This is a genomic window from Acidovorax radicis N35, from assembly GCF_000204195.1.
Classification (GTDB): domain Bacteria; phylum Pseudomonadota; class Gammaproteobacteria; order Burkholderiales; family Burkholderiaceae_C; genus Acidovorax; species Acidovorax radicis.
Window position 1 is genome coordinate 205,473 of sequence record NZ_AFBG01000020.1, and the last position, 13,748, is coordinate 219,220.

Genomic DNA, 13,748 nt, shown 5'->3' on the forward strand with positions numbered 1-13,748 from the left:
AGCCTTAAAAACAGGGCATTCCGGGGCAAGGCCCAGGGCAAGAGCGGGGTGGAAGCGCGAAGGATGACGGGCCCGCCAGGCGGGCGCTGCGCAAAGCAGCCCCCCTCAAATTCGGTCGCGGGTGGTCTGGCGCCGGGTCTCGGTGTGGTTGGGCGCCTTGGCCGAGGCAAAGTACGCACGCGCGTCGGCACAGTCTTTGGCAATGCCCGTTGTCAGGGCGTCCAGACCGTCGTATTTCAGCTCGTCGTGCAGTTTGTGTAGCAGTTCCACGCGCACGATTTTACCGTACGCCCCCTCGGGGCCCAGATCGGCAGGCCAGTGCAGGCAATGGGTTTCCAGCAGCACACGGCCGCCGTTCACATCGTTCGGGTCCAGCGAAGGGCGCACGCCCAGGTTGGCAACACCCGGCAAAGGCTCGGCGGCGAGGCCATGCACCAGCACCGCAAAGATGCCGCTGGCAGCGGGTTTCCAGTGCGCAAAACGCAGGTTCAGGGTGCGAAAGCCGTCACCGGCTCCACCGGCGGTAGCGCCCAACTCGCGCCCCAGCTTGCGTCCGTGCACCACATGGCCGCTGATGGTGTAGGGCCGCCCCAGCAGGCGCGCTGCTGCTTCCATGTCTCCTGCGGCCAGGGCCTGGCGCACGGCGGAGCTGGACACCCGCAGCCCATGTACCTCGTAGCTGTTCATGCGCGCCACATCAAAGCCCTTGGCTTGACCTGCCGCGTCGAGCATGGCGTAGTCGCCCGCGCGCTGGCGGCCGAAGCGGAAGTCGTCGCCCACCAGCACATAACGGGCACCCAGGCCGCGCACCAGCACCTCGTCGATGAACGCATCGGGGGACTGCGCGGCCAGTTTCGCGTCAAACGGCAGCACCACGGTCTGCTGCACGCCGCAGCGGGCCAGCTCGGTCAGCTTGTCGCGCAGGGTGCCGATGCGTGCGGGCGCGAGGTCGGGTTTGTGGTGGGCGCCCGCAAAGTAGTCGCGAGGGTGGGGCTCGAACGTGAGCACGCAGCTTTCCACGCCCCGGTGTGCGGCCTCGCTGTTCAGCAGGGCCAGCATGGCCTGGTGGCCCCGGTGTACGCCATCGAAATTGCCAATGGTCAGCGCACAGGCGTTGGCGATGCCGGGATGGTGGAATCCGCGAAAGATCTTCATCGGTTTGTTATCTTTTTGATAGCAGCATGCGCAGGTGTATCAAGCGCAAGACGCCAATTTGTCATGAAAACGGAGTATATTGTGACCCACGGGCTGCCCAGCGCAGGGCAGTTCGCGAGACATCTGCGTTCCGAATCCTTGTGTACTTTGTGTTCCAGGAGGCGTGTTTTGAAGGTCTTGAAGCTGTCGGCCCAAGGGCTGCCCCAATCGTGGATTTCGCTCGAACAAGCGGTGATTCATTACGCCGCGGGTGAGGTGCGCTGGGAATCCGGCGGCCAGATCGCGCGGTTCCGTGGCGGGCACAACGCGATCACGGGCGAACAATCGGTGATTGCCGTGAACAGCATCATCGGAACCAAGGGCGTGCCCAGCATCAACCCGTTTGACCTCAAGCCCGGACTGACCAACAGCAAGCTTTTTGCTCGCGACCGCAATGTGTGTGCCTACTGCGGCGGGCATTTTCATGAAGAGGATCTGACGCGCGAGCACATCGTGCCGTTTGCCCGCAATGGGCAGGACCACTGGATGAACGTGGTCACGGCCTGCCGCCCGTGCAACCACCGCAAGGGCCCACGCACGCCAGAACATGCCCACATGCCGTTGCTGTACGCGCCTTATGTGCCCAGCCTGTGGGAAGACTTCATCTTGCGCAATCGCCGCATCCTCGCCGATCAAATGGAGTTCCTGATGGCGCACGTCCCCAAATCTTCACGGCTGTTGGCGTAGTTGGCGGAGCGGCCAGTACGACGCCTGCTGGCGTCGTTGCTCCGTCTTGCCGTACTCGCAGTACTGTCTGTGACGGAGCGCCTAGCCATCGGGGCTGTCTTGACCGCTTTTGGTGGTGTGCTGCACGGTGCACAGGCACCGAGCAGCGCCTATCCCATCAGTAAGTCAGTTCGAGAAACACCAAATGGCCGCTGGCAGCGGGCCAGGTCTGTCCCACCACGCGTTCGCCATTGAATTCGCCCGCAATGCTGCGCACGCCGCCCGAGGGCTTGACCTTGGCCGACGCCACGCCCGCGCCTGGCGGCACACCGGCAGGTGCGGCGCCATCGAGCAGCATCTTGTCGCGTGCCGGGTCCAGGTAGCCGCGCGGGCGGGTCAGTGTCACCACGCTCTCGGCGCCTTTGTCGGCATCGGCCAAGCGCTCTGCGCGCAGGTGGATGAGATCGCTGCTGCGGGGAAAGCCGCTGCGGTAGATGTGGGTGGTGGCGTAGCCGGGTGCGGTGATCACGAACTCGGTGGGTGACCCAGCGGGAACGGCCAGCGGCCCCCATTGGCCATCCGTACCCACGGTTTTGCGCAGCAAGGCATTGCCCGTGCGGGCGCCCGTGGTGGGGTCGGTGGCATACACCTCCAGCTGCGCGCCCGCCAGGGGCAGGTTGTTGCTGAAGTTGCCCGTCTTGGCGTCCGTTGGGTCCACACCCAGGCCGGTGACCTTGCCGTTCAGCACCACCTGCTTTTCGGCCGCAATGGTGGTGGCCTGCGGCGCCTTGCCCGTGATGAAGCGGTAGGTGGCTTCAAAGGCTGCGGCGGAATAGGAGGTCTCGCGGTGGTCGATGCGCGGGATCACCACATTGACCGCGCCTTTCAGCTCGGGCCCTGCGGCCGTCACGTTGGTGGGCGTGCCTTTCTGGCCGATCCACAGGCCATCGGGCTGCGCGAACTTGTCGTTGTTGTCCGAGCGGATGGTCATCCATTGCACGGGGCCGCTCACTTCATCGCCGGCTGCGTTTTTGGGGGCGTTCAAGGCGGTGAGGAAGGGGCCGGTGCCCGAGAACTCGCTGCCTTCGCGCACCCCGGGGGTTGCCCACACGCCGTGGTTGGGGGTGCCACCCAGGATGGCGTGGCTCACGGTGGTGCCGCCGCCGCCGTTGTAGATGTAGTTGCGGATGGCATTGCCCCCGCGCGAATTGCCCACCAGCACCACCTTGCTGGCGCCCGTGGCCTTGAGCACCTTGTCCACCTCAGCCTTGAGGTAAGCCATGTGCTCTGCAGCCGAGGTGCGGCCCGGCTGGGGCTTGGTGTCGTCATCGCGTGAGAGCGGGTAGGGCACGTCGATGGCATGCAGGCGCTCACGGGGCCAGCCGTTCGATTCAAACCGCCACGCGGTGGCCTGCCACAGCGCAGCGGTGTCGCCATTGCCATGCACAAAGACGATGGGCGGGGCCTCGGCCAGGCTGGGGCTGCGGGTGGCGCAGCCGGCCAGGGCCAGGGTGGCCGCGGCGGCTGCCAGCAGAAGGGATCGGCGTTGCAGCAAGAGCTTATTGTTCATGGGTGTCTCCGATAAGAAAAAATGCCCGTGGACCGGTTCAGTCCACGAGCATTGCACGGTTGCGTGACAGTCCTTGCTTGGCGTCAGGCAAACACGCCGGCCGTGTCCTGCATGCGGCTCGACACTTCGCCCAGGTGGTGCAGCGTGTCGCCAAAGGTCACTTCCAGTTGCGTGAGTTTCTTGAAGTAGTGGCTGCCGATGTACTCGTCGGTCACGCCGATGCCGCCATGCAATTGCACCGATTGCTGGCCCACATAACGCATCGATTGCCCCAGCTGCACCTTGGCGCGGGCCATGGCGGCGCGGCGTTCGGCCGCCGGAGCGCCCAGCTTCAGGCTCGCGTAGTAGCTCATCGAGCGGGCGAGTTCGAGCTGCATCTTCATGTCGGCCACGCGGTGGCGCAGCGCCTGGAAGCTGGCGATGAACACGCCGAACTGCTTGCGCTGGTTCATGTACTCGACGGTGAGTGCCACGGTCTTGTCCATCACACCCACGGCTTCGGCGCAGGTGGCGGCGATGCCGGTGTCCACGGCCAGTTCCAGCGCGGCCAGGCCGTCGCTGGTGATGAGCGTGGCGGGGGCGTTGGCCAGTTGCACTTCGGCGGCGCGGCTGCCGTCTTGCGTGACATAGCCACGTGTGGTGACGCCAGCGGCCGAGCGTTCCACGAGGAAGAGGGCGATTTTTCCGTCCAGCAGCGCAGGCACGATGAAGGCATCGGCCTGGTCACCTGCGGCTACTATGCTTTTTGTAGCTTTTACGGCATATCCAGCGGGCGCAGAGGCTGCTTTTGCCTCACAAACGTCCAGGCGGTAGCGCGCCTTGCGCTCCTGGTAGGCCAGCACCACCAGCGCTTCACCGCTGGCCACGCGGGGCAGCCAGGCGCCTTGCACGTGGGCGGGGGCGTAGTGCGACAGCACGCTGCTGGCGATGAAGGCCTGGGCGATGGGTTCCAGCACCATGCCGCGGCCGAGTTCCTCGGCCACCACCATGGCGTCGATGGCGCCCTGGCCCATGCCGTCGTGGGCTTCGGGCACGGTCAGTGCGGTCAGGCCCAGCTCGGCCAGCTCGCCCCAGGCGGCGCGGTCAAAACCGCCTGCGGCCACGGCAGCGCGGCGGCGCTCAAACGTGTAGCCCTTGTCCACCCACTTGCGCACGGCGTCGCGCAGTTGTTCCTGGTCGTCAGAAAAATCGAAATCCATGTTCTTGTCTCCTGGAACTTGAGATCAGCCGAGGACGGTCTGAGCCACGATGTTGCGCTGCACTTCGTTGGAGCCACCGTAGATGGTGGTCTTGCGCAGGTTGAAGTAGGTGGACGCCAGCGGCGCGTTGGCGGTGACGCCGCCAGGGAAGTCGCCCTGCCAACCGGCCTCCATGGCCTCTTCGATGAAGGGCAGGCTGAACGGGCCGGCGGCCAGCATCATCAGCTCGGCGTAGCGCTGCTGGATCTCGCTGCCCTTGATCTTGAGCAGGCCTGCAATGTCGAGCGAGTTCTTGCCCGACTTCTCGGCCGACAGCACGCGCAGCACCAGCATTTCGAGCGCCACGATGTCCACTTCCAGAAGCGCGATCTGGTCACGGAAGCGCTGGTCTTCCCACATGCCTTCGGTCTTCGCGATGCGCTTCAAGCGCTCCAGCTCGCGCTTGCTGCGGTTCACGTCGGCGATGTTGGTGCGCTCGTGGCTGAGCAGGTGCTTGGCGTAAGTCCAGCCCTTGTTTTCCTCACCGATCAGGTTCTCGGCGGGCACTTCGACGTTGTCGAAGAACACCTCGTTGACCTCGCACTCGCCGTCCAGCAGTTTGATGGGGCGCACGGTGACGCCCTTGGACTTCATGTCCAGCAGCAGGAAGGAGATGCCGGTCTGCGGCTTGCCTTCGGTGCTGGTGCGCACCAGGTTGAACATCCAGTCGCCGTGCTGGCCCAGCGTGGTCCAGGTCTTCTGGCCGTTGACGATGTATTTGTCGCCCACACGCTCGGCGCGGGTCTTGACGCTGGCCAGGTCCGAGCCCGAGCCTGGCTCGCTGTAGCCCTGGCTCCACCAGACTTCGCCGCTGGCGATGCCGGGCAAAAAGCGCTTTTGTTGTTCGGCATTGCCGAAGGCCATGATCACCGGGGCCACCATCACGGGGCCGAAGGGGATGATGCGGGGCGCACCGGCCAGCGCACACTCTTCTTCAAACAGATGCTTCTGCACGGCCGTCCAGCCCGGGCCGCCAAACTCTTTGGGCCAGCCAAAACCGAGCCAGCCCTTTTTGCCCAGGATCTTGGCCCAGCCCTGCATGTCTGCACGGGTCAGGCGCAGGGCGTTGTGCACCTTGTGGGAAATTTCCTGGGGTAGGTTGGCGTGAACCCATGCGCGAACTTCGTCGCGGAAGGCCTGTTCTTCGGGGGTGAATGCGAGATCCATGCGGCTTGTCTCCAAGTGATTCCGCATTTGTAGCACGATCGTTCGTTTTATTGCTGTCCGGGTGGCGACATGAGGCGCGCAGCCCTTGATTTGGCATCAACCCATTTGAAGTGCTTTCAAGCTGAGTTTGGCGAAGCGCTGTGCAAGGCTGGGGCAGGCCCAGCGCAAGCGGTGGGTTCAAATTCAAAGATGCCGGCTCAATAAGACGCTGCAGGGGTTGAATATGATCAGCCAAACGAGGGGCACCAGATGCTGAAGATTTTCGACCAGGCCGTTGAGGCGGCCACGGACAGGGATGACACCCGAGGGCAGCAGGCCGAGGTACGGCTGCTGGGGGGCAAACTGCTGATCCAGGACCGCCACGGCGGCATTGTCGTCTTCGTGTGCACTCAGGCCTGGGGGCCTGCGGGCCGCAGATAGAACTCATCGCCATGCCCAACTTGTTGTTGAACTGTGAAATCGCTGAACGCCAGAGTCCCGGCCTACACCAGGGTCGGGTGGCTTTCCAGATCGATGATCTGTCGATCTCGACCCGCGAGCTGATCGCGCTGAGCGTTCGGACCCATCTCGCCCTGCAGCGCATCGCCAGCGCAGGTGCTGCGTCACCCGCACCGGGAGATCAAACCACCCCCACATTGACGCCGGCCATGATCGAAGAGGGCTTGGCACAGGGGCGTGTGGCCTTGCGCCGGCCACCGGAGCCTGCTTGCAAGCCCGACCTGGCGGCCGTTGAGCAAGCCGAGATCCAGCGGGCCATGGCCGCCTTCGAAGCGGGTGAGTTCCAGATGGTTGTCGATGGCACGCTGTACCGGTCGCATGCCGAGCTGAGCCTGACGGACAGCTCGCACGCTGTCTTCTTGAGATTGCGTCCGCTCGTGGGCGGATGAAAGGAACCTATGAGTGAGCACTGGGAGGCGAGCGCAACGCAGCGCGCCAGAGGCCAACGTTTCGAAGCCTGGTTGTTGGGCTATGTTCAGGAGGCCAAGGACGCTGGCCGCCTGGATGATGACGAGCGCGCCATCCGCAACGGAGATGCGGATTCACCGTTCTGTTCAGCGCTGCAGCAGACGTTCGGCAACGAGGCTGAGCAGCACTTGACTGACTTTTTCATGTTCCCGGTGCTTCACGAAAGCATTCCCAACATGCGCGCACGCGCTGACCGGGTGTGGGGCTTCGCGCGCGATGTGAACGATCTGCTGACCGAGGCGGTCAAAAAATGGGGGCGGGATTACACCTGCCAGTTGGCCTTGCAACGCTTGCGCCACCAACTGAGCCATCCCGCCGATGCGACCGAATGCGCGGCACCGCGCTGGATGGACGCAGAGCGCGCGCTTATTCGCGCCCAGTATGCGGAGCCGGTGAGGAGTCATCAGATCGCGGACCTCAAAGCGGCGCTGACCCGCAGCAGCCATCCCTTTTTGGAGCCAGCCCCCGATACGCTGGCCCAGCTGATCTGCGACATGAAGTCCTCGCGCGCCACACTGGACGAGTTGATGGACTTGATGGAGCGCTCCTGCGACACCTGGGTCGACGAGCAGTTCCGCCCGCCACCTCAGGTGGAAGATTGCGAATGCACCGGCCGCATGCGCACTGCGGAGTTTTTCGGCCTGACCGAGCAAGCGGATGAACTGGCACAGGCCTACGCGCGCCAGGGGCCCCTGAGCGCTGAATGGGTCAAACGCCTGTTCGATCTGGAATGGCCACGCAGCGCGCGCGTGGTGGGCGCGTGCCTGTCTCAAGAGGACGATGTCTTGAAAGACTTTCAACCCGAGGCGCTGGACTGGGTGTACGGCCACTGCGTCAAACCGCTGACCGAAGCCATCACCTCGCTGGGGCAACTGGCACAGGAATTGGGTGTGGACTACGAGAGCGGCGAACGCCGAAGCTTGAGCGGCATTCGGTTCGTGATGGCAGGTGCGCGCCTGTTGGCGCAGATGCCATCGCCGCCGCCGATCCTCGGCTTGGTTCAGACCGATGCCGAGCGCTCTGCTGCGCGTGCGTTGAAACTGATCTGCAATGTGCAACCCCTGGGCGCGGCGGAGTCCGCAGACTTGGTGGTTGAGCTGCGGCAGTTCGCCCCGGAGGTTCTGCTTCAATTGCTGCGCCACTGCCGCGCCCAGGCGGACGAGGTGCTGGAGGCCCTCGGCTGGGGCAGCGCGGCGCCGCTGTACCGTTTCATGCGCGAGCGCGAACGAGCCGATGCGAACGAGTACTTCGACGTGCCGTTGTTGAAGGAGCATCTCCAGCGCGCCGGAAAGTCCGGCGAGCTGCTGCTGGCATGGCACAAGAAGTACAAGCACCTGAAAGTCACCGTGTACCGCATCGAGGCGGTGCAAGGCGTGCAGGACAAGAAGCTGGCCGGCATGCTGGGCAAGCTGTCGCAAGAGCACATTCGCGTGTGGGGCATGACTCCCCTGAGAGATACAGCGGACTTGCGTGAGCGCTTCGACTTTTTCAAGGGCGCCGGCAAGCAGGCTTCAAAGCTGTTCGGCTCCGAGCGCAGTGCCAACGTGCGCGATGCAGCCGCCGCAGCGCTGGTGCAGCTGGCGCACAACGCCGGTTTTGCGGACGTGACCGAAATGGAATGGTCACTGGACGCTACGTCCCAGTCGGCCCAGGATTGGAGCTGGCAGCAAGACGACTATGCCGTGGAGCTGAGCCTGGTCAGGTTTCAGCCGCAGCTGCAGGTACGCAAGGCCGGTAAGGCCTTGAAGAGCCTGCCGCCTGCGTTGAAGAAGGACGCGGGGCTGGCTCCGCTGCTAGCACAGCTCGACCTGCTCAAGGACCAGAGCAAGCGCTACCGCATTGCCCTGGAAAACCTGATGGTCAGTGGCCGTGCGCTCGCGCCGGACCAGCTTCGGGAGCTGTCCAACCTGCCGATGGCCCGACAGCTGCTGACCGCGCTCTACCTGCAAACGCCAGATGGCGGGCTGGGCCTGCTCGATGACAGCCTGGCCCAGTTGCGTCTTCTGGACGCGGATGGCGCGCTGGCCGATGCCGCCCGCCCGGTGGAGCTGCCGCTGACCATCGCGCACGTCCATTCGATATTGGCGACAGGCCGCTTGATCGCTTGCCAGCGACACGCGGTGCAGTCGTCCCTGGTGCAACCGTTCAAGCAGGCGTTTCGCGAATGCTATGTGTTGACGCCCGCCGAGCGCGAGGCGCGAGATGTGTCACGCCGCTTCGAAGGGCGCCGCGTCAAGACCTCGGTGCTGGGCGCCATCCTTTCGGCTCGCGGATGGCGAGTTGATGGGAGCGACTTCGATTTTGTAGCCCGAAAGCGCTTGGCGCCCGACATTGCCGTCGAGCTGTCGTTGCCCGATGTCTATCAATTCCTGACCCAGGAAGAGGCGACAGTGCTGGGTGAGATCTCGTTCACCCGCCAAGCTGAACCCATGGCGCTGGAGGAGGCGCCGCCGCTCGGATTCTCCGAGGCCATGCGCGACCTCGACCTCGTGATCACCGCCGGCGCCGCCGACAGCGATGAGCATTCCGCTGAGGTGCAGCACGCCCGCGTGGCCTTGGTGGGCGCCTTGCTCCCCAGCTTGGGGTTGAAGAACGTCAGCCTGGAGGGGCATCACGCCATCATCCAGGGCAAGCGTGCGAGTTATCGTCTGCACCTGGGCACCGCGGTGATTCACGTGATCCCTGCGGGATACCTGTGCATCGTGCCGGCCGACAAAGCCAGCCAGAAGGCCGTGGCTTTGCCTTTCGTCGACGATGACCAACGTACCAGCGAGGTGTTGTCCAAGCTGCTGCTGCTCAGCGCCGACGACAAGATCAAGGACCCCAGCATCCTGGCGCAGATCGAGGGCCGAGTGGCCCAGGCCTGAGCGCTGGCGTGCTTCGCCGCGCCTGGCCGGGCAGAGGCTACTTGTCGTCTTCCAACCCGCGCACACCCAGTTCGTCGCACAGGCGGCGCACCGTGGCTTGCAGGCCCGCCACTTCTGCCTCCAGGGCTTGCACGCGGGCTTGCAGGGCGGGGGCAGGGGTGTCCAGCGAAGGGGCGGGGTGGCCGCCGTAGGCCTGCTGGCGGGTGTCCACCGGCCCACACATCAGGTGAGCCCAGCGCTGTTCGCGCGCGCCGGGTGCGCGGGGCAGCTGCACGACCAGCGGGCCGCCTTTCTCTGCACTGCGCTCTTGCAGCTCGTCGAGGAAGGCCTCCACCGAAGAAATGTCGGCAAACCGGTACCAGCGCTCGGCGTTGATGCGCAGCTCGCCCGCCGTTTGCGGGCCGCGCAGCATCAAGAGCCCCAGCAGCACGGCCGATTGTTCGGGCACGCCCACGCCACGCTGGAAGTTGTGTTCCCACCGTGTGGTGCGGTTGCCGCTGCTCTCAAACGCCAGCGTCAGCAGCTTGAGCGAATCCAGCGCCTCCTGCGCCTCGGCGTCGCTGAGGTTCATCACCGGGTCGCGGCTGGTTTTCTGGTTGCAACCGGTCAGCAGGCCGTTGAGCGACATGGGGTAGCTGTCGGGCACGGTGCGGGCCTTTTCCATCAGCGTGGCGAGCACGCGGGCTTCGTGGGGGGTGAGGGGGCGGGTGATGGGATCGAAGGGCACTGGGATAATCCGTGGCAATTTATGAAGAACATCGTCATTCTGATCTCTGGCGGCGGCTCGAACATGGCCACCATCGTCCGCACCGCGCAACAGGAGAACTGGGCACAACGCTACGGCGCCCGCGTGGCGGCTGTGATCAGCAACAAACCGGATGCCGCCGGGCTGGTGTTTGCGCGGGAGCAGGGCATCGCTGCCGAGGCGCTTAACCACAAGGCGTTTGCCAGCCGCGAGGCGTTTGATGCCGAACTGGCCGCCACCATCGACCGCCACCAGCCCGCCCTGGTGGTGCTGGCCGGCTTCATGCGCATCCTGACGCCAGGGTTTGTGGCGCACTACGCGGGGCGGCTCATCAATATCCACCCCTCGCTGCTGCCCGCCTTTACCGGGCTGCACACGCACCAGCGCGCTATCGATGCAGGCTGCAAGTTTGCGGGCGTCACGGTGCACCAGGTGACGGCCGAGCTGGATGTGGGCCCCATCCTGGAGCAGGCGGTGGTGCCCGTGCTCCCGGCCGACACGGCCGAGACGCTGGCGGCCCGGGTGCTGACCCAGGAACACGTGATCTATCCCCGCGCCGTGCGGGCGCTGATTCAGGCTTTGTAGCCCACCGGCTGATCGGTTTGGGATGGTTCGGTTGTCGCCCTGGCAGACCCTGATGGGCATAGGGATGTTGTTTGCTATAAAAATAGTAGCTACTTACGCTTATCTATAAAGCGCTAGGGCCTATTTTTATTCATATTTACCTGTCGCCGGGCAGCCTCAGGGATCCCGGGGCACGCAGCTCATCAACTGACGGGCGAATCGCACTGCGTGGCCAGAAAACCTGCAGCCGATGGCCCGGCCGACGCTGAGCATCGAGGTGCGCGACCACGGCCAGGCCTGCCGACTGAAGAGCTGGAGCGGGTCATGGAGCTGTTCTACCGCGTGGAGTCCTCGCGCAACCGCCAGAGCGGCGGGGCCGGACCGGGGCTCACCATTGCCTCTGACGTGGTGCGGCGCCACGGGGGGAGGGCGGCTGGCCTTGCGCAATGCCGCGGGTGGTGGTTTGGTGGCAGTAGCCATTTTTCCGCGCACTGCGGCGTGAGTTCAACGGGTTTCAGCGGGTTTCCGTCTCGTCCCCGCATTTCTTGAACCGTGGCCGCATCACGCCATCGATGAGCACCTGCTCTTCAAACATGGCGGCGGGCCGCACCCACAGCCCTCGCTGGCCATAGAGCGCGCGGTACAGCGTCATGGGTTCCAGCGTCTCGCTGTGGCGCACGGTGTCGATCACCTCGTAGAGCGTGCCCTTGTAGTGGCGGTACAGGCCGGGCGGAGTGCGAATGAGTGCTGGCAGGTCTTCGTCGGTCATGGTGGCGAGTGGGCGTGCGTGAGTGGTTAGGATGGCGGCTGAAAACAACCAAGAGTGGGGGAAGCCCGTGGATCAGGCAGATTTTGTGCACCTGGTGCGCATGAGCGAGCATGCCAGTGCCGACAACAGCCGAGCGTACCGCCGCAGTGTGGCCGCGTTTGCGGCGCTGGGTTATGCCTGGGTGCTGGGTTGCCTGGGGCTGGCCGCCGGCATTGTGCTGTGGGTCGTGCCGCAGTTGCTGCAGGGGCGCTTTCGTTTTGCCATGGTGTGGCTGCTGCTGGGGGCTGCAGGCCTGCTGTGGGTCAGCCTGCGGGCGCTGTGGGTGCGTTTTGACGCGCCCGAGGGTGTGGAGATCACGGCGCTGGAGGCGCCGGAGCTTTTTGAGGCGCTGGAGCGCATTCGCCGCAAGATCAAGGGCCCACCCATCCACAAAGTCACGCTGAACGACGAGTTCAATGCCAGCATCCAGCAGTTGCCCAAGTACGGCCTGCTGGGCGGCGCTGTCAACCACCTGAGCATTGGCTTGCCCCTGCTCATGGCCCTGGACCGGCCGCGTTTTCTGGCCGTGCTGGCGCATGAGTACGGTCATCTGCGCGGCGACCACGGCCGGTTTGCCGCCTGGATTTACCGCACGCGCCTGTCGTGGATGCGCCTGAACCACAGCCTGGCCGACGACGAAGGCCCGGTGGCTGCCGCCACGCAGGCTTTCATGCGCTGGTACTTTCCGCGCTTTTCGGCCAAGACCTTTGCGCTGGCCCGCCAGGACGAATACGAGGCCGACCGCATTGCCGGCAAGCTGCTGGGCCGTGACGTGACCGCCGCCGCCCTGGCCGAGATTGAAATCCGCGGCGCGGCGCTGCAGGCGGAGTTCTGGGGCCACCACTGGTGCGGTGCCGCTGGAAATCCGCTGCCGGTGGGGCCCTATCGCAGCATGCGCCGCTACCTGGCCGAGGCCCCGGATGCCGCATTTGCCAACGACGCACTGCGCCAGGCGCTCAAGCGCCTGAGCAGTGTGGACGACACCCACCCCGGCCTGCGGGATCGCATTGAAGCGCTGGATGCCACGCCCACACTGCCGGACTGGTCGCATGGCAATGCCTTGACCCTGCTGGGCGATGGGGCCAAGCGGTGGGTGAAGCACTTTGACAAACAATGGTGCCGCGACAACGCCACGGAGTGGAAGCAGCACCATGCGTGGCTGGAGCGTGTGCGTACGCGCGCCGAAGCGCTCAGCGCGTCGATAGCCCAGAGCAGTGCTGCCGAATTGGTGGAGCTGGCCCGCCTCAAACGCCATCTCGATCCCCGCGCCGATGTGCGTGCGCTGTATGAGCTGGCGCTTGAGCGCAGCGCGGAATACCCGCCCGCCCTGTGCGGACTGGTGCCTTGTCTGCCCGAGGACGACCGCGAGGGCAAGCTCCTGCTGCTGCACCGGGTGTGGGAAGCCGGCAGCAACGACCGCTACTGGGCTGCACGCACCGCACTGGCCGAGCTGGAGACCCCGCGCATGGGTAGGGACCATGACGCGGCGGCCTTCAAGCAATGGCGAAAGCGGCTGGAGCGTGCGCAGGAATCTGAAGAGCGCGCCTGGGAAGAGCTGTCGGGCACCTCCTTCTTCAGCCAGATCGCGCGCAACGACCTGAGCCCGTTTGAGTTGGCCGAGCTGCAATCGGAGCTGGCCCGCTGCGCGCCCCTCACCCGTTGTTGGCTGGTGCGCAAGAACCTGCGCGAGCATCCGCAGCGTCGGGCGTACCTGGTGTTCCTGGAGCTGCCAGGCATGGACGACGAAAGCCGCTACCACCTGTGCCGTGCCCTGGAGCGCAATCTGAGCCTTCCGGGCCCCGCGCTGGCGCTGTGGGCGGGCGAATCGCCCACGCTCAAGGAAATCCAGCGCTATGCGTTCGATCCGATCTATACCCGTTGATGGCCAACTTTTTGCTCATCCCTTTCTCGTCTGCACGCTGAGTTGCACACGATGGTGGAGACTGGCGCAGGCCCGTCCCTG

General features: G+C 64.9%; 13 protein-coding genes. 7 read left to right on the forward strand and 6 right to left on the reverse strand.

Annotated elements, in window-relative coordinates; translation table 11 throughout:
• Positions 1-105 precede the first annotated feature (105 nt).
• A complete protein-coding gene (locus ARADN35_RS0114735; protein ID WP_010463448.1) occupies positions 106-1,155 on the reverse strand; it encodes a bifunctional riboflavin kinase/FAD synthetase in 1,050 nt (349 codons plus the stop codon).
• A gap of 168 nt (positions 1,156-1,323) precedes the next feature.
• Between ARADN35_RS0114735 and ARADN35_RS0114740 the strand changes: the two genes are divergently transcribed.
• Positions 1,324-1,881 carry an HNH endonuclease gene (locus tag ARADN35_RS0114740; RefSeq protein ID WP_010463449.1) on the forward strand — a complete coding sequence of 186 codons (558 nt, stop codon included), beginning with the start codon at positions 1,324-1,326 and terminating at the stop codon, positions 1,879-1,881.
• 157 nt (positions 1,882-2,038) lie between these two features.
• Here the strand turns inward: ARADN35_RS0114740 and ARADN35_RS0114745 are convergent, their stop codons facing one another.
• From ARADN35_RS0114745 to ARADN35_RS0114755, 3 genes are all read right to left on the reverse strand, one after another.
• Positions 2,039-3,430 (reverse strand): alpha/beta fold hydrolase, encoded by a 1,392-nt coding sequence (locus ARADN35_RS0114745; RefSeq protein ID WP_010463451.1) that lies wholly within the window; start codon positions 3,428-3,430, stop codon positions 2,039-2,041.
• 83 nt (positions 3,431-3,513) lie between these two features.
• The gene (locus ARADN35_RS0114750) at positions 3,514-4,629 is read right to left on the reverse strand and encodes an acyl-CoA dehydrogenase family protein (protein ID WP_010463453.1); all 1,116 of its coding nucleotides are present in this window, start codon (positions 4,627-4,629) and stop codon (positions 3,514-3,516) included.
• A gap of 24 nt (positions 4,630-4,653) precedes the next feature.
• Complete coding sequence (locus ARADN35_RS0114755) at positions 4,654-5,835, reverse strand: acyl-CoA dehydrogenase family protein (RefSeq protein WP_010463456.1); 1,182 nt, start codon at positions 5,833-5,835, stop codon at positions 4,654-4,656.
• Between the two features lie 249 nt (positions 5,836-6,084).
• Between ARADN35_RS0114755 and ARADN35_RS28210 the strand changes: the two genes are divergently transcribed.
• The 3 genes from ARADN35_RS28210 to ARADN35_RS0114770 are packed head-to-tail and all read left to right on the forward strand — an operon-like array spanning position 6,085 to position 9,668.
• Entirely contained in the window at positions 6,085-6,255 is a 171-nt protein-coding gene (locus tag ARADN35_RS28210) for a hypothetical protein (protein WP_010463458.1), read from the forward strand.
• Between the two features lie 11 nt (positions 6,256-6,266).
• Positions 6,267-6,722, forward strand: a complete 456-nt coding sequence (locus ARADN35_RS0114765) for a hypothetical protein (RefSeq protein ID WP_010463460.1) — start codon at positions 6,267-6,269, stop codon at positions 6,720-6,722.
• A 9-nt stretch (positions 6,723-6,731) separates the two neighbouring features.
• A complete protein-coding gene (locus tag ARADN35_RS0114770) occupies positions 6,732-9,668 on the forward strand; it encodes a DUF4132 domain-containing protein (RefSeq protein ID WP_010463462.1) in 2,937 nt (978 codons plus the stop codon).
• 37 nt (positions 9,669-9,705) lie between these two features.
• Here the strand turns inward: ARADN35_RS0114770 and ARADN35_RS0114775 are convergent, their stop codons facing one another.
• Positions 9,706-10,395 carry a YceH family protein gene (locus tag ARADN35_RS0114775; protein WP_010463464.1) on the reverse strand — a complete coding sequence of 230 codons (690 nt, stop codon included), beginning with the start codon at positions 10,393-10,395 and terminating at the stop codon, positions 9,706-9,708.
• A 21-nt stretch (positions 10,396-10,416) separates the two neighbouring features.
• Here ARADN35_RS0114775 and purN point away from each other — a divergent pair, with 21 nt between their 5' ends.
• Together purN and ARADN35_RS28555 are read left to right on the forward strand one after the other, a co-directional pair.
• Complete coding sequence (gene purN / locus ARADN35_RS0114780; protein ID WP_010463466.1) at positions 10,417-10,998, forward strand: phosphoribosylglycinamide formyltransferase; 582 nt, start codon at positions 10,417-10,419, stop codon at positions 10,996-10,998.
• Between the two features lie 303 nt (positions 10,999-11,301).
• Positions 11,302-11,526 (forward strand): hypothetical protein, encoded by a 225-nt coding sequence (locus tag ARADN35_RS28555; protein ID WP_341864663.1) that lies wholly within the window; start codon positions 11,302-11,304, stop codon positions 11,524-11,526.
• Here ARADN35_RS28555 and ARADN35_RS0114785 read toward each other — a convergent pair.
• Entirely contained in the window at positions 11,492-11,746 is a 255-nt protein-coding gene (locus ARADN35_RS0114785; protein ID WP_010463468.1) for a DUF1653 domain-containing protein, read from the reverse strand. The two genes, ARADN35_RS28555 and ARADN35_RS0114785, sit on opposite strands and share 35 nt — an antisense overlap.
• Before the next feature lie 67 nt (positions 11,747-11,813).
• Between ARADN35_RS0114785 and ARADN35_RS0114790 the strand changes: the two genes are divergently transcribed.
• On the forward strand, positions 11,814-13,667 hold the full coding sequence (locus tag ARADN35_RS0114790; RefSeq protein ID WP_029414041.1) for a M48 family metallopeptidase: 1,854 nt from the start codon (positions 11,814-11,816) through the stop codon (positions 13,665-13,667).
• The last annotated feature ends 81 nt before the right edge of the window (positions 13,668-13,748 follow it).

Coding starts and splice junctions, on each gene's coding strand:
- ARADN35_RS0114735 (WP_010463448.1), bottom strand. CDS start 1,155: ATGAAGATCTTTCGCGGATTCCACCATCCCGGCATCGCCAACGCCTGT.
- ARADN35_RS0114745 (WP_010463451.1), bottom strand. CDS start 3,430: ATGAACAATAAGCTCTTGCTGCAACGCCGATCCCTTCTGCTGGCAGCC.
- ARADN35_RS0114750 (WP_010463453.1), bottom strand. CDS start 4,629: ATGGATTTCGATTTTTCTGACGACCAGGAACAACTGCGCGACGCCGTG.
- ARADN35_RS0114755 (WP_010463456.1), bottom strand. CDS start 5,835: ATGGATCTCGCATTCACCCCCGAAGAACAGGCCTTCCGCGACGAAGTT.
- ARADN35_RS28210 (WP_010463458.1), top strand. CDS start 6,085: ATGCTGAAGATTTTCGACCAGGCCGTTGAGGCGGCCACGGACAGGGAT.
- ARADN35_RS0114765 (WP_010463460.1), top strand. CDS start 6,267: ATGCCCAACTTGTTGTTGAACTGTGAAATCGCTGAACGCCAGAGTCCC.
- ARADN35_RS0114770 (WP_010463462.1), top strand. CDS start 6,732: ATGAGTGAGCACTGGGAGGCGAGCGCAACGCAGCGCGCCAGAGGCCAA.
- purN (WP_010463466.1), top strand. CDS start 10,417: ATGAAGAACATCGTCATTCTGATCTCTGGCGGCGGCTCGAACATGGCC.
- ARADN35_RS28555 (WP_341864663.1), top strand. CDS start 11,302: ATGGAGCTGTTCTACCGCGTGGAGTCCTCGCGCAACCGCCAGAGCGGC.
- ARADN35_RS0114785 (WP_010463468.1), bottom strand. CDS start 11,746: ATGACCGACGAAGACCTGCCAGCACTCATTCGCACTCCGCCCGGCCTG.